The 16633-nt window shown below is 67.2% G+C and carries 16 protein-coding genes; 7 read left to right on the top strand and 9 right to left on the bottom strand.

Annotation, left to right across the window (positions count from 1 at the left end):
* Positions 1 to 44 precede the first annotated feature (44 nt).
* Positions 45 to 401 (bottom strand): hypothetical protein, encoded by a 357-nt coding sequence (locus ACFXHA_RS44575; protein WP_379367372.1) that lies wholly within the window; start codon positions 399 to 401, stop codon positions 45 to 47.
* Between the two features lie 205 nt (positions 402 to 606).
* Between ACFXHA_RS44575 and ACFXHA_RS44570 the strand changes: the two genes are divergently transcribed.
* Entirely contained in the window at positions 607 to 1131 is a 525-nt protein-coding gene (locus ACFXHA_RS44570; RefSeq protein ID WP_379367370.1) for a nuclear transport factor 2 family protein, read from the top strand.
* 25 nt (positions 1132 to 1156) lie between these two features.
* On the opposite strand, the gene ACFXHA_RS44565 is transcribed toward ACFXHA_RS44570, so the two are convergent.
* The 5 genes from ACFXHA_RS44565 to ACFXHA_RS44545 all read right to left on the bottom strand — a co-directional run bounded on the left by ACFXHA_RS44565 (position 1157) and on the right by ACFXHA_RS44545 (position 6321).
* Positions 1157 to 2452, bottom strand: a complete 1296-nt coding sequence (locus ACFXHA_RS44565) for a M60 family metallopeptidase (protein ID WP_379367368.1) — start codon at positions 2450 to 2452, stop codon at positions 1157 to 1159.
* A gap of 180 nt (positions 2453 to 2632) precedes the next feature.
* The gene (locus ACFXHA_RS44560; protein ID WP_379367366.1) at positions 2633 to 3718 is read right to left on the bottom strand and encodes a hypothetical protein; all 1086 of its coding nucleotides are present in this window, start codon (positions 3716 to 3718) and stop codon (positions 2633 to 2635) included.
* Positions 3715 to 4227: a hypothetical protein gene (locus ACFXHA_RS44555; protein WP_379367365.1), complete on the bottom strand. Its 513-nt coding sequence runs from the start codon at positions 4225 to 4227 to the stop codon at positions 3715 to 3717. Before ACFXHA_RS44555 ends, ACFXHA_RS44560 begins: the two co-directional genes overlap by 4 nt.
* 242 nt (positions 4228 to 4469) lie before the next feature.
* A complete protein-coding gene (locus ACFXHA_RS44550) occupies positions 4470 to 5315 on the bottom strand; it encodes a 3-hydroxybutyryl-CoA dehydrogenase (RefSeq protein ID WP_379367363.1) in 846 nt (281 codons plus the stop codon).
* A 115-nt stretch (positions 5316 to 5430) separates the two neighbouring features.
* Positions 5431 to 6321 carry an RNA polymerase sigma-70 factor gene (locus ACFXHA_RS44545; protein ID WP_379367361.1) on the bottom strand — a complete coding sequence of 297 codons (891 nt, stop codon included), beginning with the start codon at positions 6319 to 6321 and terminating at the stop codon, positions 5431 to 5433.
* 163 nt (positions 6322 to 6484) lie between these two features.
* Here ACFXHA_RS44545 and ACFXHA_RS44540 point away from each other — a divergent pair, with 163 nt between their 5' ends.
* The 4 genes from ACFXHA_RS44540 to ACFXHA_RS44525 all read left to right on the top strand — a co-directional run bounded on the left by ACFXHA_RS44540 (position 6485) and on the right by ACFXHA_RS44525 (position 9106).
* Positions 6485 to 7003 carry a carboxymuconolactone decarboxylase family protein gene (locus tag ACFXHA_RS44540; protein ID WP_379367359.1) on the top strand — a complete coding sequence of 173 codons (519 nt, stop codon included), beginning with the start codon at positions 6485 to 6487 and terminating at the stop codon, positions 7001 to 7003.
* Between the two features lie 83 nt (positions 7004 to 7086).
* Positions 7087 to 7293, top strand: a complete 207-nt coding sequence (locus tag ACFXHA_RS44535) for a hypothetical protein (protein WP_379367357.1) — start codon at positions 7087 to 7089, stop codon at positions 7291 to 7293.
* Between the two features lie 96 nt (positions 7294 to 7389).
* A complete protein-coding gene (locus ACFXHA_RS44530; protein WP_379367356.1) occupies positions 7390 to 8133 on the top strand; it encodes an SDR family oxidoreductase in 744 nt (247 codons plus the stop codon).
* Positions 8134 to 8716: 583 nt separating this feature from the next.
* Positions 8717 to 9106 carry a hypothetical protein gene (locus ACFXHA_RS44525; RefSeq protein ID WP_379367355.1) on the top strand — a complete coding sequence of 130 codons (390 nt, stop codon included), beginning with the start codon at positions 8717 to 8719 and terminating at the stop codon, positions 9104 to 9106.
* Positions 9107 to 9163: 57 nt separating this feature from the next.
* On the opposite strand, the gene ACFXHA_RS44520 is transcribed toward ACFXHA_RS44525, so the two are convergent.
* The gene (locus ACFXHA_RS44520) at positions 9164 to 9916 is read right to left on the bottom strand and encodes an SDR family oxidoreductase (protein ID WP_379367353.1); all 753 of its coding nucleotides are present in this window, start codon (positions 9914 to 9916) and stop codon (positions 9164 to 9166) included.
* Between the two features lie 61 nt (positions 9917 to 9977).
* Positions 9978 to 13310 carry a BTAD domain-containing putative transcriptional regulator gene (locus ACFXHA_RS44515; protein ID WP_379367351.1) on the bottom strand — a complete coding sequence of 1111 codons (3333 nt, stop codon included), beginning with the start codon at positions 13308 to 13310 and terminating at the stop codon, positions 9978 to 9980.
* A gap of 105 nt (positions 13311 to 13415) precedes the next feature.
* Between ACFXHA_RS44515 and ACFXHA_RS44510 the strand changes: the two genes are divergently transcribed.
* Complete coding sequence (locus tag ACFXHA_RS44510) at positions 13416 to 14393, top strand: alpha/beta fold hydrolase (protein ID WP_379367349.1); 978 nt, start codon at positions 13416 to 13418, stop codon at positions 14391 to 14393.
* Positions 14394 to 14423: 30 nt separating this feature from the next.
* On the opposite strand, the gene ACFXHA_RS44505 is transcribed toward ACFXHA_RS44510, so the two are convergent.
* Positions 14424 to 15212, bottom strand: a complete 789-nt coding sequence (locus tag ACFXHA_RS44505; RefSeq protein WP_379367347.1) for an alpha/beta fold hydrolase — start codon at positions 15210 to 15212, stop codon at positions 14424 to 14426.
* Positions 15213 to 15389: 177 nt separating this feature from the next.
* On the opposite strand from ACFXHA_RS44505, the gene ACFXHA_RS44500 reads away from it, so the two are divergent.
* The gene (locus tag ACFXHA_RS44500; protein ID WP_379367345.1) at positions 15390 to 16466 is read left to right on the top strand and encodes an alpha/beta fold hydrolase; all 1077 of its coding nucleotides are present in this window, start codon (positions 15390 to 15392) and stop codon (positions 16464 to 16466) included.
* Positions 16467 to 16633 lie beyond the last annotated feature (167 nt).

The raw sequence follows: 16633 nt of genomic DNA, 5'->3' as shown, positions 1-16633 counted from the left end.
CCCGGTCTGTCGCAGGCGGACCGGGCGTGCCCGGTCCGCCGCGCTCACAACGCCATGAACCCACCCACCACCACTGCGACACCGCCGCCCCACTCCAGCCATGTCTTGTGTTCGTGCGCGGTATGGTTCGCCTTGTCCTGCATCTGTGAATAGCTGAACGATCCGCTCACCCCGTGCTGCGTGGAGAAGATCTCGCAGGTGTCGGACGTCCCCATTTTCTTCCCGTCACACGTGGGGGCACCGTGGTCGACGCCAGGCAGCGAATGGCCCCACAGCCATGCGCCCACCCCCGCTGCGATCAACAGCCACCCGAGCCCCGATCCGCCCTTTTTGGTATCGGCCTGTCCAGTCACTGATTCCCCCCCGGTCTTGCGTTCGATCTCGTCTTCGGTGCCGGTCATCCGGCCGTCTCGACGGTAGGCGGCAGCGCCCGGCCGAATCATCACCGGCGCCGAGGGATCGACGAATCACCGCAGTTCAAAGTGTGTTTCCGTGCCTGCGCCGGTTTTCCGGTGCGGAAAACCTGGGCGGGGCATTGGCGTGGATTGTCCGGTATTGGCGTTCGGTGCGCCGCTCGTCCGCCGCCGCCGGTTATAGGTTCGGTTCATGTCGGACAAGCAGAACTCGGGTGTGACCGATCGGGCACTGGCTGCGCCTGCCCACGATGTGCCGGCCGTATTGGCCGAGATGCGGGATCGCATCGAAATCGCGGACGCCCTCTATCGTTTCGCGCTGGGGCAGGACCGCAAGGACAAGGAACTGTTCGCCTCGGCCTTCACCGTGGACGCCGAGCTGGATTTCCGGCCCGCCGCCGCTCGATGGGGTGCCCGCCCGCCCCTCATGACCGGGCGGAACGCCATCGTCGACACCATCCTCGCGATGTTCACGGGCCGGGTGAACACCACCCATCAGGTCACCAACCCGCGCATCACCATCCAGGGCGACACCGCCCACATGACCGCGCTGATCGAAGCCCAGCACCTGCTCATCGACGCCCCGGAAACCCATGCCCTGCTGAAGAATCCGTACATCCTCGAAGTGCACCGCGACGGCGACCGCTGGCTCATCCACCGCATGCGCATCGAAAACACCTGGTACACCGGCGATCCCACCGCCATCTTCGGCGGCTGACCCGCAGCTACTGACCGCCGAGTCGCTAGGAACGCAATTCGGTGAGATCCGGACGGCTGGGCGGCAGGCCGAGTGCTGTGATGGCGGCCCGCACCGACTCGCCCGGCCGCAATCCCCACGCGGTGAAGAAGCCGGTGAGATCCGCACCGGACGCCTTGCTCGACGCCCACATCAGATAGTCCTTGCCCGTGGGGATTTCGCTGTTCGGCGCGGTGGACCGGCGGCGGGCGAGGCGATGCAGGTTCGGATAGAAGTCGTCGCCGTAGCCCAGTCGGAGCTGCTCGAACATGACCAGCATGGTGAAGAAGCCGGCATTCGGGATCGGCGGGTGGTCCGCGGCCAGCGCGTCGTAGTCGCGCTGATCGTCGGGGAGGGCCAGAAACTGTGCGGCCGTGTCGAATTCGGTCTCCGCCGTCAGCCGCGAAGGCTCGCCGAAATGCCGTTGCACGGCTAGCGAGTAGATATTGACGGTGACCTCGGTGACGGCGTCCCATTCCCAGGCCGACTGCTGATGCATATGGCCGAGTTCGTGCCACATGCCCCAGGAGGTGTGCAGGCCGTCGACGGTGAGGATGCCGTCGAGCGAATCGGACGGGTACTGCACCCGATAGCTGGTGGCGTTCGGATTCTCGCCCGGATTGCCCTGGGACACGTAGTACAGCAGCGGGCTGCGGCGGTCGGGGGAGTCGTCGTCGGTCTCGCCGCTGATCGCATCCTCGACGCCGATGATCTCGTCGTAGGTGCGTAGCAGCTGATCGATATCGCCGTGCAGGTACTGGCGCGCCGCTGCGGCGCTGAGGGTGAATACCGCGCGCTCACTTGGCAATTGCACGGGCGCCGAGTCCTCGGCGGCGGCCAGAGCCTGCTCCCACACATCGAGCGGCTGCCCCAGCCGGTGGAACGGCAGCTCCCGGACGGACGGCCCGAAGCTGACCAGCACCGGCTCGTCCGATGCCTGGCCGGTATGGCGGATGTGCAGCGGACCGCCCTCGGCATCGGTGACGGTGAACCGCTTGTCGGTCAGCGGGTGCACCCGCGGATCGGTCGGGCCGAATCCGGGCGCACCGATCACCAACTCCACATGCGGACCCGGCCGGTCGACCTCCACGAAGAATTCGGTGCCCGCGGGAATGGCCCGGCCGGTCGGCTGGAATCCCGCGAGACTGAAGGTCCGCCCCAGGCGTTGCTGCTCGCTCTCCTCACTCGGCAACGCGGAGATCGAGATTCCGTTCGCGATGTCCACGGGCGGTGTGGACTTGTCGGTCGAACAGCCCGCCAGCGCCGCGGATCCCACGAGGGTGAGAAAGGTGCGGCGCTTCATCGAGTGTCGCTCGCCGGTCACCGTCCGACCGCTGCGGCCCAGACGGCGCTCAACCCGCCGTCCCACACCGCGTCGAGGCCGTGCACCACGGCGTAGAAGGCCGGGCTGTAGGCGAAGGCATTCATGACCGAATTCATTCCCTCACAGAAGGCTTGGCTCACGGCACTGTCCGCCTTTCACTCAATTCCAGTAGGTGGGTGGACGATTCGGGAAGCCGTACAGGGGCAGTCCGGTATTGAAGCCGGTGCCGACGTCGCGGGCGTGCTGGATGGTGGCCCGGGAGCCCGGAACGCTGCTGTGCCCCTGTGACATCGTGGTGGTGGAGAGCTGGATGTTGAGCGGGAACAGATGCGGCTGATCCACGTAGAAGGTGAACGATAGGTCATCGCAGTGCGCGGACACCGTACGCGGAAAGTCGAACGGGCCGATCTGTTCGGCGGGTTCGGAGATCGAATCCCAGTCCGCCTGTTCATAACTCCGCGGTTCGCACATGGTCAGTGCCCCGTCCGCGGCGGTGTGCGCGAGCAGGCCACGGGTCTTGCCGTCCGCCTCGGGGAACACGAACATCTGATCCGCCGATCCGTCCGGATTGCCGGCCTGGGCGTAGTCGTAGCCGACGTGTCCCGGGCCGAGCAAGAACCCGCCCGCCATCCGTTCCTGTTCTCCCACCCAGTGATTCACCTCGGTGAACTCGCTGTGCCCCGGAAACTTGACCCGCCCGTTGATATCGGCGGTCGCGATGGACGAGGCCCAGAACACCTTGGTGCCATCCCAATCCACCGGATCCATCGCCGCCCCCGGATGGGTGTTGGAGTACCAGAGGTCGGCGATCGTATCCATATTGTCGTAGGTCAGATGCCACGCCTGCTTCTCGTCGACCCACGCGAAATGCAGGATGGCGCTGTCGAGCGTCGGAGCCTCGGTGACATGCACCGGACTGGCCGGATACTCGACCAGGTTTCTGTAATTGCCCTGCGGATCATTGAGATTCAGATTGTTCATGTACCCCCACTTGACCCCGGCCATCCCGTGATTCAGATAGGTGAACTGAAACAACCCGAGACCGTGGGGATCCTGCGCGTGGAACCACCCGAAATCCAGAATGTATTGTCCCGCAGTCATATCCTGTGCCGTCGCGGGCCGCAGCGGCGTCGGCACATCGTCGATGGCACCCGCCAAGCCGCCCGAGCCGACGCTCGAGCCGATCGAAACCGCCACCACCGCAACGATTCCGGCCAACTGGCCGCCCAGGCGAGCCGCACTCACCCTTGGCCGCCGTTCATCCCGTCCGTGGGCTGCCCGCCACCCATGCCACCGCCGTCAGGCTGGGTAGTGGGTACGCCGCCCGGTTGCCCGCCGCCCATCCCGCCGCCATTGTCCGGCTGACCGCCACCCATGCCGCCGCCGTTATCGGGTTGCCCGCCACCCATTCCGCCACCGTTGCCGGGTTGTTCGCCACCTGGTGACGTGACGGGCACGCAGACCCACTTCACGCCGGTCCACTGCCATTGCCCGGTGACCATGGCGTCGTAGGGGCACGGATCTCCGGCCCTGTGGTCGGCCTCGCCCGCTGGTTTGGACGTCACCGGAGGCTGCACCGGACCGCTGGTGGAACTGGGCGACGGCCGGACAGCGGAGGTCGGGACGGTCCCGGCGGTCGTCGTGGTGCTCACGGCCGGAGCGCTCGAGGACGAGGTCGTTTTCTGATCGGACTTCCCGTCCGAGCTCCCACACGCGGTGACCGCGACGGCCGTCCCGGCCATTATCGCGGTCATGCCCGCACCGACAATAATTCGAGAAATATTTCCGCTCAGAGATATTCGGCTCTGCGATCGCACACTGAAACCTTTCATCGCGCGGCATCGTCGAGATGCCGGGAAAAGGTGATTCGCGGGATTTCCTCGCTACCGTAGTTTCTCGAATGAGCTGCGGTTCGGAAGAGCGCCCGTGTCGCGATCGAAACTTTTCCGGCCGCCACTCGGGCGGCCGGAATTGTCTGCGACTGAAGCGATATGCCTCAGTAGGTGTAGAAGCCGCGGCCGGTTTTGCGGCCGAGGTAGCCGGCGTCGACCATGCGGCGCAGCAGCACCGGCGGCGCGTACTGGGCCTCGCCGAATTCGGCGTAGAGGGATTCGGCGACGGCGAGGGTGACGTCGAGGCCGACGGTGTCGGTCAGGCGCAGCGGGCCCATGGGGTGGGCGCAGCCGCTGACCATGCCCTCGTCGATGTCCTCGGCGCTGGCGAAACCGGTCTCGTACATCCGGATCGCGCTGCACAGGTAGGGGATGAGCAGGGCGTTGACGATGAACCCGGCCTGATCCTTGGATTCGATGGTGCGCTTGCCGAGCACGTCGCGCGCGAACGCGGTCACCTTGTCGACGACCGCGCGGTCGGTCTTGAGGGTCACCACGATCTCGACCAGCGGCAGCACCGGCACCGGGTTGAAGAAGTGCACGCCCACCACGCGGCCCGGGTTGGCGGTGGCGTTGGCCAGCCGGATCACCGGGATCGAGGAGGTGTTGGTGGCCAGGATGGTCTCGGGGGAGACGATGGCGTCGAGCTTGGTGAAGAAATCGGCCTTGAGCGCCTCGATCTCCGGCGCGGCCTCGATGACCAGCTCACGGTCGGCGAAATCGTCGATCGACGTGGTGAGGGTGACCCGCCCGCGCGCCGCATCGGCGTCGGCCTGCTCGAGCCGGCCGGACTTGACCGCCCGCGCCAGGGACTTGTCGATCCGGGTCTCCGCGGCCGCGGCGGCCTCGGCGTCACGTTCCAGAATCAGCACCGAGCTGCCCGCGCGTGCGGCCACCTCCGCGATACCGGCACCCATGGTTCCGCCGCCGATCACACCAATACGTTCCACTGTCGACCTCTCCTCGTACTCGAGTTGTTCGACCCCATCTTTCCGGCCCGCCCGGACCCACTCTCACCTGGGCGGGCATTGTGAAGTTGGTAACCGGCCCGGGAACGCGGGGTGCTCAGCGGTGCAGCGGAGTCGCCTGCTCCAGACGAGTGAGTTTGTGTGGGTTGCGGACCGAGTAGAGCGCCGTGATCCGGCCGTTGTCGATGCGCAGGGCCAGCACGGTATCGATCCGGTCGTCGAGACTCAGGACGAGCGCGGGGTGGCCGTTGACGCTGGCCGCCCGCGGGGATCTGATGGCGAGGTTGCGCAGTCCCGCGGCCAGCAGAGCCGCGACCGCGCGGGCCCCGACAATGGGGACGAGCGCGGCCTGGGCGACCCCGCCGCCGTCACCCAGGAAGACGACATCGGGGGCCAGAATGTCCAGCAGGTGTTGCAGGTCACCGGTATCGACCGCGCGCTGGAACGCGTCCAGGGCCGCACGGGTGTCCGCGGCGGACACCACGCCGCGGGGGCGGCGGGCGGCGACGTGTGAGCGGGCTCGATAGGCGAGCTGCCGCACCGCGGTCGCGGATCGGCCGACGGCCTCGCCGATCTCCTCGTAGTCCAGGTCGAAGACCTCGCGCAGCACGAACACCGCGCGCTCGATGGGTGTCAGGGTTTCCAGCACCAGCAGCATGGCCATCGAAAGGTGTTCGGCCAGTTCGATATCGTCGGCGACATCGGGCGCGGTGAGCAGCGGTTCGGGTAGCCACGGGCCGACGTAGGACTCCTTGCGGCGGCCCAGGGCGCGCAGCCGGTCGAGCGAGCGGCGGGTGACGATCCGGACCAGATACGCGCGCCGGTCCTGCACGGTGTCGAGGTCGACGCCGGTCCAGCGCAGCCAGGTCTCCTGCAGCACATCCTCGGCGTCGGCGGCGGAGCCGAGCATCTCGTAGGCCACCGTGAACAGCAGATTGCGGTGTGTGACAAAGGCTTCGGTGGCGGGGTCCGGTGTCGTCGCTGTCATGGTGCCTGCTTTCTCTGGACGGTCTTGTCCACTCGACGCCGGACCGGGCCGGTTCGTAACACGGATTCCGGATGGTTCACCTCACACTCCGGCGGCGTTACGGCCGTCCATCGGCGGTCGTCTTGTGGTCATCCAATGCAGCACCGAGAGTGAGGATCACCCCATGGAACCCCGTTTCGACCTGAACGCCAACGAGCTCGGCGCCAAGATCGGCAAGCGTTTCGCCAATACCAGCATGGCCATCCTGCAGTCGCCACTGCCGAAGTCCCTGATCGAACTCGTCGAATTGCGCGTCAGCCAGATCAACGGCTGTGGATTCTGCGTCGACGCCCATGCCAAGGAGCTGGCCGCCGCGGGTGAGCCCGCCGTGCGCATCAACCTGGTCGCCGCCTGGCGCGAGTCCACCGTGTTCACCGACGCCGAGCGGGCCGCGCTGGCCTTCGCCGAGGAGGGCACCCGCATGGCCGACGCCGCCCACGGCGTCTGCGACGACACCTGGGCGTTGGCGCGCAAGCACTTCGACGACGACCAGCTCGCCGCGCTGGTCTATCTGGTCGCCATGATCAACGCGGCCAACCGGTTGGCGGTGATCACCCGCATCAAGGGCGGCAGCTATCAGGTCGGCGCGTTCGAGGCCGCGGGCATCAAGGAACCGGAAATTTCGGGTGCGGGCGGGCACTGAACCCGCAAGGAACCGGGTGCGGTCGGCGTCGCGATACCAGGATCGAGCTTCTGAGCCACAGATTCGGCAGAAGAGGCAAGGTCATGGGAAGCAACGGCGGAGAACTCTGCCTCTCGTCTTTCGACGTGCGTTGGTCGTTGGCGGATTCCGCGTTCATCGCTCGATCCGACCGGCACCCGGGTCTGGTCGCTCGTGACGAGTGGTCGTCGCTGGCGGCGCTCGAAGGTCTGATCGAGCTGCTCGAGCAGCAACGGCCGCACGATCATTCGGTCGATCGCACGGCCGCGTGAGGCTGGACGATTGATCCGATGACAGCCGGGTGACAGTGTGATCGCCGAGGGTCGTGGCCGCCGGAATCGTTCCGGCCTCGAATTCCAAGGAGCATCATGCGAATCGCCGTTGCCGGGGCATCCGGGCATATCGGGGCTTTGACCGTGGCAGCGCTCGGCAAGGCGGGCCACGAGGTGGTCGGCATCAGTCGTGCTGTCGGCGTGGATCTTTCGACGGGCATCGGCCTCGATGCGGCATTGACGGGCGTTGACGCGGTCATCGATGTCACCAATGTGACTGCGGCCGAGGAGGATCAGGTGGTGGCGTCCTTCGCTGCCGCCACCACCAATCTGCTCGCCGCCGAGCAGCGGGCCGGCGTCCGCCATCATGTGCTGCTGTCGATCGCCGGTGTCCATCGGGTCGAGGGCAATGCGCACTACGCGGGCAAGCGCGAGCAGGAGCGACTCGTCTCCGAGGGCGTGGTGCCGTGGACGATCGTGCCCGCCACCCAGTTCCACGACTTCGCCGCCATGGTCACCGGCTGGACCGAGACCGATGGCGTCGCGACGATCGCGCCCCTGCTCGTGCAGCCGATCGCCCCCGCCGACGTGGCCGACATCCTCGCCGAGATCGCGGTGGGAGCGGCACGCGGGCGATACCGCGAAATCGCAGGCCCGGACCCGCAGGACCTGGTCGACATGGCCCGCCGAACCAATCAGGCGCGCGGTCACACGGTCGAACTCGTGCCGACCTGGTCGGGCCTGTTCGGCCCGGAAATGGCGGGAACGGTACTGCTCCCCGGCGCCGACGCCCGGATCGCCCCGACCTCCTTCGACCGATGGCTGGCCGACCAACACTGAGCTGCCTTGCGGCGGCCCGCCCATTGCAGCAACGCCAGGCCGATCAACCCGATCAAGGCGGTGGCGATCCCGATCTTCCATCCCGGTGGACGCCACGACACCGTCAGTTCGGCATTGCGGGTGTTCGCCGGGATATCCACGGCGACAAAGGTTCCGCCGAGTCTGACCCGAGAAGTGCAGTCGGCACCGCAGACAGGTCGGCGCCGGCTCGTCGCTGATATCCGTCATCCACTGCGAGCAGCGGCGGCAGCGGGTGGCGACCGACGGGCTCGTACAAACGATCAGGCCGATCACGAGCATCGCGAAGGTGGCGACCAGATAGCAAGAACATGCACTAAGCAACAGTTGTCATCTGCTCCAATCTGGTACGGGAAGATCGGTCCGACGGCTGCCGTCGACCGTGCATGGCCGACGCCGCCCACGGCGTCTCCGGCGACACTTGGTCGTCGGCGTATTCCGCGTTCATCGCTCGATCGGACGGCCGCATGAGGTGTTTCCCGCCAGGGTAGATTTGCGTCCGCACGCTGTGTTCGGCGTGATGATCCTGGTTAGGGGAGTTGCTTTGGTAAGGAATGCTTTTCGCGTGGGGGTGCTGGCGGGTTCGCTGGTGTCGCTGGGGATGATCGGTTCGGGAACGGGATTCGCGGCCAATTCGGGTAGTGCCATGTCGCCCGCGCCGCAGCCGCCGAAGGTGACACTGATGCCCGGCGGAGTCGTGCACGTCGACGCTCCGGCCGACGGTTCGTCGTGGCACTGCAAGGGGATGAGCATCGTTCCGCTGGTTTCACTGACGGCCGATGTCAGCACCAAGGCTCCGGTCTCGACCGGCTCGGCAATGATCGACTCGGTGCACTATGTGCCGTCCGTCGACCTCCCGTTCCCGGCCAACACGATGGTGCTGTGGGAATGCGACAGCTCTGGCGATGCCGATACCACCTACAAATCCGAGGGCACGCTGCAGACCCTGCCCTGACGAGCATTGCTTGCGGCGGCCGGAGGTTCGACGAATCTCCGGCCGCCGCGGTGGTTTTCAGCCCTGGACCGTGGGCAGTACGACCAGGTCGGCGATGTTGAGGCGGCGGGGGAGGGCGACGGTGTGGGCGATGAGGTCGGCGATGTCGGAGGCGGGGAGGCTTTGATTCTGTTCGCGCCACTCTGCCAGTGCCTCGAACTGGTCGCGGTCTTCCATGCCGTCGCCGAGTTCGGTGGTCACCAGGCCGGGTTCGACATTGTGGACACGCAATCCGCGCGGGCCGAACTCGGCTCGCAGGATTCGGCTCAGGTGTGAGACGGCGGCCTTCGTCGCGCCGTAGACGCCGTAGTTGGGGAACACCACGTGGGCGCCGATCGAGCTGATGTGCACCAGGTCCGCCGGTTTGCCCTCGGCTGCGGCCGCGAGCAGGTCCTCGGTGAAGGCGCGGCTGGTGTAGAGCAGCCCGTTGACGTTGGTGGCGATCATCTGATCCCACTCCGCGGTGTCGGCGGCCTCGAAGGGCGCGGGCAGCATCACCCCGGCATTGGCCACCACCAGATCCGTGCGCCCGAGCTCCGTGCGGACGACCTGCGCCGCCGCCAGCACGGAATCCTGCTCGCGCACATCGGCTTCCACCGCGATGCCGGAGATCTCGGCGGCGAGCTCCTTGATGCGTTCGGCGCGGCGCGCGACCAGCGCGACGCGTGCGCCGTCGGCGGCCAGCCGGCGGGCCGTCGCCGCGCCGATCCCGCTGGAGGCGCCGGTGACGACCGCGACGCGGCCGGTGAGAGGGGCGTTCGAGACAGTCATGACTGCTGTGCTCCTGTGAGTCGGAAAGCCGGAACCATTCCGGCCGAACGACTCTCGGCGATCACACTGTCAACCGGCTGTCACCGCACAGCAGGGGTTCGGCCGCGGTTGCGGGGCCGCGGTCGAGCAGGTCGATGATCTGCGCGTCCCCGGTGGCCGTGCCGACCGCGCACTCGGCGGCGAAGCGCTCGGGAGTGAGCGCCGCGCGTGCCCCTTCCCGTGCGCGGCGCAGATCCGCGCCGACGAGCCGAATTCCCGTGCGCTGGTTGATGCGTTCGACCACGCCCACGATCCGGGCCGCCTGCTCGAAAGCCCCATGGGCCACCGCGAGCACGGCGTACCCGGCCGCTATTGCGGCCAGCAGCACGGGGAAGGCCGGTTGGGCCAGCGCCCGGGCGGGCGCCAGTTCGCGGGCGGCGTCGTCGAGCAGGCCCGCCTCGGTCAGGGCGGCGGCGTAGAGCAGCAGGTGCTCGACCGGGTCGATGAGGCGGATGGCATCGTGGGGGACCAGTGGTGCGGGTCCGGGCGGGAGCAATGGCCCGGGCAGTTGCCGGAACAGGGCGATCGCGCGCTGCGGATCACCACGCAGCGAGGCCAGCTGCGCCTGATTCGCCGCCAGTGATTGCCGGACGACCGGGGCGAGCCGCTCCGCGGGCAAACCTTGCGCACGGTCGAGATACTGTGCGCCACCGTCGATGTCGCCGGCGAACAAATGCATTCCGGCGGCCTGGCTCAGCACTCCGACCTGTTCGGAGACGCTCAACTCGTCGACGAGCAGGTCCACGGCCCGCGCGATGATCGGGGCGGCGGTGTCGAGGCCGGAAAACCTGAGGTGGAAGCGAGCGCAGGCGATCAGCGCCCGGGTGTGCGAGCGCGGATCTCCGTGTCTGCCCAGGCATTCCACCGCCGCCTCCAACATGGGCAGCCCGGATCGTGGTGTGTCACCGCCGAGCGCTTCGTAGCTTTCCAGCAGCAGGGCGTTGCCGCGCAGCCAGTTGTCCTCGGCCGCAGTGCATTCGGCCAAGAGCCTACTGTCTCCGTCGACCTTGCTGCGCAGCGCCAGTATCAGCACGAAGATCGGATGCGGCGGGTGGGCCTCGGCCATGGCGATACGCACCAGCCGTTCGAATTCGACTGCGTCACAGTCGATTCGCATCCACCAGATGCCGAGCACCTGGGGCGGCAGACCCGCCGCGTACCGGGAGGCCAGATAGGCTCCGGCGCAACCGTCCGGAGGACGATCGCCGACCAACGCCAGCACCTCGTCGCGGTAGGCGGTGAGGACTTCGTGATATCCGCACAGCATCCAGAACCATGCGAGGTTGCCGTGCAGGCGAAGTGCGCGTGCGCTGTCACCGGTGCGGATCGCCCAGCGCAGTGCCGCCTCCAGGTTGCCGTGGTCGGCGGACAATCGGCGCAGCCAGTCGTGTTGGGCCGGGCCGAGCAGCCCGACCGCGGCGGCATCGGTGAATTCGATGGCGTAGTCGGCGAACGTGCGGGCCATCAGGTCCGACCGGCCGGAGATCTCCAATTGCCCTGCGGCATAGGCTCGGATGGTTTCGGCCATGCGATAACGCTCACCGTCGAACTCGATCAGCGACTTCGCCACCAGGGAGGCGAGGACGTCGATCGGGTCCGCGCCGCAGGTCCGGATGATCGCGTCCAGCGTGGCGCCGCAGGCGAAAATCGAGAATCGCCGGGCCAATTCGGCTTCCGGCTCGGTGAGCAGCTCCCAGCTCCAGGCCACCGCCGCCAGCAGGGTCCGATGACGCGGCACGGCATACCGGGCAGAGCTGGTCAGCAGTCGGAATCGGTCGGTGAGGCGGGCGGTGATCTCTCGCAGCGGCAGGGCCTGCATACGCGCGGCGGCCAGCTCGATGGCCAGCGGCAGCCCGTCCAGGCCGCGCACCAAGGCGCACAGATCGGCGCAATTGTCCTCGGTCAGTGCGAAATCCGGGCGGACCGCCGCGGCGCGATCGGTGAACAGCCGCACGGCGGCCGAGCTGTCGGCCTCGGCGCGAGTCGCGTCGGCGGCGGGCAGCGGCAGGGTCCGTACCGGATACAGACGCTCGCCGTCGATACCGAGCGCCTCGCGGCTGGTGGCCAGCACCGTGAGCAGCGGAAGGCGTTGCAGCAGTGCGGCGGTCGCCTGCGCCGTGGATGCGGCCACGTGCTCGCAGTTGTCGAGCATCAGCAGCATCCGGCGGTCGCGCAGTGTGTGGCACAGGGTTTCGAGCCAATCATCGCCGGGGTCGGGCTGGTCGAGGTGGCCGAGCGCGGTCAGGATGGTGCGGCCGACCGTGGCAGGGTCGGCCCGGTCGGGTCGCTCGCGATCCAGCACCGCGAGTTCGACGAAGACGCGGCCGTCCGGCCAGTCATCCGCGTGCGCCTCGATCGTTTCGGTGGCCAGCCGCGTCTTCCCGACTCCGCCGGTGCCGACCAGGGTCACCACCCGACACGCGCCCAGCATGCGTGCGACCCCGTCCACATCGGCGCCACGCCCGACAAAACTCGTGAATCGCCGAGGCAGCGTCGCGGGTATGGGCCAGTTTGCCGAATTCACCTGTCCAGCAGTCGATTCGGTTCCCACACCGATCGTGTCGGAAGACGCGCGGGCGGCAGGGAAGATCGGCGTCACGGCTCCTGCGTCCGTCTGCGCCACCCCATCCTCCGACGGCGCGAACCGGACCTCGGCCATGGCCTCGCGCAGCACAGCGGCGGGCGCGGTGCCCAACTCGGTGTGCAGCAGTTCCTCGATACGCTCGAACATGCGGATTGCCTCGGATCTGCGGCCGACCGCGTTCAGTGCCGTGATCAGCCGGGCGGCGAGCGTCTCCCGGAAGGGGTGCGCGGCCGCCTCGGCGGCGAGTTCGTGCAGCACCTCGCCACTGCGGCCGAGCAGGCGATACGCGTCCGCCCGCAGCTCGATCGCGACGAGTCGTTGATCGGTCAACTCCAGTGCGAGAGTGTGTAATCCGGGTGATTCGGCGACATCGGCCAGCGGGGCGCCACGCCACTCGGCGAGGGCCGCGTCCAGCCGTTCGGCCGCCTGCCCGGCTTGCCCGGCGACCAGGAAGGCGCGGCCCGCGGCGAGCGCGGCGGTGAATCGGTGGACATCCGCCGCCTCCGGATCGAGGGTCAGTGAATAGCCGCTGTCGTGCCGGATCACCCTGTCCGGCAGGCTGCTTCGCAGCCGCTTGACCAGGGTTTGCAGGGCATTCACCGCATCCACCGGTAGCTGCTCGTCCCAGATGCGGTCGATCAGGCGCGCGACGGGTACCGGACGCCCGGCTTCCAAAGTCAGCAGGGCCAGCAGTGCGCGTACCCGAGGGCCGCCGATGGGTATCTCGACGCCATCGGTCGCCGTCACCGGCCCCAACAGCCTTACCTGCATGAACTCTCCCTTTCCCGACCAGCGCAATACTGCGTCCAGTGGACACTATTGTCAAATGGGTGCGCCGACAGCCCGTTGCCAGCACGTCGGGCAAGGCTGCGGCCCATGAGAATCTCCCCGCTGCTCGCACTCGCGGGCACCGTCCTGACCTCGGCATTGCTATTGACGACCGCCTGTTCGTCGCCGAAATCCGCTTCACCCACCCCTGTTTCCACCGTGGCGGCGGCACCCCTGCCCGGTTTCACCGAGGGCTCCGCCGACAATGGCGGCGTCGCAGTGCATTACGTGGTCGGCGGGCACGGCCCCGCGGTGGTGCTGTTGCACGGCTGGCCCGAAACCTGGCGCGCCTGGGGCAAAATCGCGCCCGACCTGGCCGCGGACCACACGGTGGTGGCGATCGATCTGCGCGGTTTCGGCGATTCCGGATTCGCGCCGAAGGACGACGGCGGCTATACCGCCCTGGCTGTCGCGTCGGATGTGCACGCCGTCGTGCAGCGGTTGCAGCTCGGCCGAATCGACCTGGCCGGGCACGACTGGGGCGGTCAGATCGCCCTCGCCTACGCGGCGCGCTACCGCGACGAGGTCAAGCACCTGGCGGTCTACGAGGCCCCGCCGTCGACCGACTATCTCGGCATCGTGCAGGCCAAACCCGGTGTGATGTGGTGGGATTGGTTCACCAAGGGCCCGGGCGGCGATCTGCCCGAGCGACTGGTCGCCGGCCACGAGCGCGACTTCTACGGGCACTTCTACGAGGAGTCGGCCGGAGCCATCGACGCCACCGAAGCCGATCAGCTGGTCGCCGCCTTCAGCCGCCCCGGCCGCACCCACGCGGGATTCGAATACTTCCGCCAGCAGGACGTCGGCTTGAAGGAAGTGGACGATCTCCTCGCCCACGACGGCAAACTCACCATCCCGGTTCTCGGCGTAGGCGGCGAGCGCAGCCTAGGCCCCGCCGTCGGTTCTTTCCTCCCGAGAGTTGCCGACCACCCCACCACCGACGTGGTCCCCGGTGCGAATCACTGGCTGCTGGAAGAGAACCCGGCCTATGTGCTGTCCGCCCTGCGCAAGTTCCTCACGACCTGAGTGCCGCAGGTCGCTGACAAGCGGTCCGAATCATCGCAGTCCGTCGAGGAATTCGTTGACCGCCTTGGCGAACCCGTCGGGGTCGTCGGTGTAGACGAAGTGGTCGGTGTCGAGTTCCACCAGGCGGGTGTGGGGGCGGCGGTCGACCATCGCCCGCGCCTGGTCGGCGGGAATCGTGCCGGGAGTGCCGCGACCGCCGCGAATGACCAGCGCCGGGCAGGAACTGGCGAGCCAGTCGGCCCAATGATCACCGTGCACCTGCTCCTCGGACTCGATGATGTCGAGCGGGTGGAACGGCAGGCCCCAGCTGCCGTCGGCGCGTTCGCGGATCAGCGGGCCGAAAAAGCTTGCGAACGGCCCCATCTCGTCGATGAGCTGTTGGTGGGAGGCGGCCTCGTAGGGCAGTGTGCGCAGGAATTCGAACGGGTTGCCGCCGCCGAGTCCGAGCGCAACGGCCGTGTCGGCGTTGATGATCGCCTCCACCCGTTGGGGCTGTTGTGCGGCGAGTTGGTAAGCGTTGACGCCGCCCAGGGAATGTCCGAGCAGCACCACGCTGTCGATTCCGAGGTGGTCCAGCAGTGCGACCACATCGGCGATGTAGCCCGCACGGGTGTAATCCGCCGGACGGTCGGAGTGGCCGTGCCCGCGCTGGTCGAGCGCGATCAGCCGCCACCCGCCGGTGAGGCGCTCGGCCAGCCCGGTGAAGCTCTCGGCGTCGGACATGTGGCCGTGCAGGGCCAGCAGCGGACGTCCGGTGCCGCCGAAGTCCAGGTAGGACAGGGTGCGACCGGCGATGTCGAGGGTGTTGCGAGTGGTCATTGTCAGCTCCGTTTCTGTTGTGCTGACACGACTCTAACAACGTCTTAGACAAATGTGCAAGACATTTGTGCAAGATGCTTGGACCTGCGCTTATGACCGCTGTCAGCCGTGGACAGGGCGCTGACAGTGGCCGGCGGCAGAGTCTGCGGTCGGTATCGGCACTATCCAGGAGACTCAATGCTCGGCCTTCTTCTGATCGCGCTCGTGGTCGTTGTCGGCGCACCCGTTCTCGGGGTGCTCGGCTATCGGCAGGTCAAGCGGGTGATCAATGCCAAACGGCTGCGGATCACCGATCCGCGGGGCGTGGACGAGTCCGGGTTCGTCCGTATCGGCGGTCTCGCCCAATGGATTTCGATTCGCGGCGACAATCGGGACAACCCGGTGATCGTCGAGATCCAGGGCGGTCCCGGCGCGTCCAATCTGGTGTTCATGACCCGGACCCGGGGCTGGGAACGGGATTTCACGATCGTGCGCTGGGATGTCCGCGGCTCCGGCAAGACCTTCGCCGCCGCGCCGGGGAACCAGGGCGAGATGAACTTGGACCAGATCTACCGAGACGCACTGGAAGTCATCGACAATGTGCGCCGGCGGATGGGTGTGGATCGAGTCCTGTTGGTGGCCAACTCTTTCGGCACCAATATCGGGCTGCGCTTGGCGCGCAATCACCCCGAACTGTTTCACGCCTACGTCGGCACCGACCAGAACATCAATGCCGGTGGTCGCGAGCGGTCGGCCTATGAGGCGATGGTTGCGCGACTGCGTGCGCAGGGAAAGAAGAAGGAGCTGGCCGAGGCCGAGGCCATGGGTCCGGACAAGTCCACCTGGACTCCGGAGCAGTGGTCGAAGTACAACAAGTTCGTCATCACCAGCGATCCGCTGTCCTTCGACACCATGAAAACTGTTGTGATCCGGTCACTCTGGTTCTCGCCGCTGCACAGCCTGCGTGGGCTGCGGCTGTACCTGAAGGGCATGACCTTCTCCGAGCAGATGGGCACGCAGGCCGTCATCATCGACGAATGGGCCGAGGGTCTGACCTTCCGTCTCCCGATGTTCGTCTTCCAGGGTGATAGCGACGCCCTCACCCCACCTTCCCCCGCCCGCGCCTACGTCGACGCGATCAACGCCCCGCTCAAGGATTTCGCCCTCATCCACGAGGCGAGTCACTTCGCCGGCTTCCGCCACCCCGACCAATTCCAGCACCTGCTGCTCACCAAAGTCCGGCCTCTCATCGCCGGAGAAACCGCTCATCCCTGAGACATGTATCCCGTTGTGCGAAACGCCCGCTCATGGCTTATGTGAATGGCTTCAGCGCCCCGTCAAGGCTGTGAACTGGCGTGATGTACCTCCAGTGGCGAGTCGATCGCCGATGAAGGTGGCCCGCTGGACTTTTCGTTGTACCAGGCGGCATTTTATGCCTTCTC

This window comes from Nocardia sp. NPDC059240, assembly GCF_042753865.1.
In the GTDB taxonomy this organism is placed as follows: domain Bacteria; phylum Actinomycetota; class Actinomycetes; order Mycobacteriales; family Mycobacteriaceae; genus Nocardia.
The sequence above is the reverse complement of the archived record's forward strand: the minus strand, read 5'-3'. Positions and strand labels throughout refer to the sequence as shown.

Bases quoted from the DNA above. Each gene is read 5' to 3' on its own strand.
- ACFXHA_RS44505 (WP_379367347.1), bottom strand. From the start codon at position 15,212: ATGACCACTCGCAACACCCTCGACATCGCCGGTCGCACCCTGTCCTAC.
- ACFXHA_RS44515 (WP_379367351.1), bottom strand. From the start codon at position 13,310: ATGCAGGTAAGGCTGTTGGGGCCGGTGACGGCGACCGATGGCGTCGAG.
- ACFXHA_RS44510 (WP_379367349.1), top strand. From the start codon at position 13,416: ATGAGAATCTCCCCGCTGCTCGCACTCGCGGGCACCGTCCTGACCTCG.
- ACFXHA_RS44555 (WP_379367365.1), bottom strand. From the start codon at position 4,227: ATGACCGCGATAATGGCCGGGACGGCCGTCGCGGTCACCGCGTGTGGG.
- ACFXHA_RS44530 (WP_379367356.1), top strand. From the start codon at position 7,390: ATGCGAATCGCCGTTGCCGGGGCATCCGGGCATATCGGGGCTTTGACC.
- ACFXHA_RS44545 (WP_379367361.1), bottom strand. From the start codon at position 6,321: ATGACAGCGACGACACCGGACCCCGCCACCGAAGCCTTTGTCACACAC.
- ACFXHA_RS44540 (WP_379367359.1), top strand. From the start codon at position 6,485: ATGGAACCCCGTTTCGACCTGAACGCCAACGAGCTCGGCGCCAAGATC.
- ACFXHA_RS44535 (WP_379367357.1), top strand. From the start codon at position 7,087: ATGGGAAGCAACGGCGGAGAACTCTGCCTCTCGTCTTTCGACGTGCGT.
- ACFXHA_RS44520 (WP_379367353.1), bottom strand. From the start codon at position 9,916: ATGACTGTCTCGAACGCCCCTCTCACCGGCCGCGTCGCGGTCGTCACC.
- ACFXHA_RS44565 (WP_379367368.1), bottom strand. From the start codon at position 2,452: ATGAAGCGCCGCACCTTTCTCACCCTCGTGGGATCCGCGGCGCTGGCG.
- ACFXHA_RS44570 (WP_379367370.1), top strand. From the start codon at position 607: ATGTCGGACAAGCAGAACTCGGGTGTGACCGATCGGGCACTGGCTGCG.
- ACFXHA_RS44575 (WP_379367372.1), bottom strand. From the start codon at position 401: ATGACCGGCACCGAAGACGAGATCGAACGCAAGACCGGGGGGGAATCA.
- ACFXHA_RS44500 (WP_379367345.1), top strand. From the start codon at position 15,390: ATGCTCGGCCTTCTTCTGATCGCGCTCGTGGTCGTTGTCGGCGCACCC.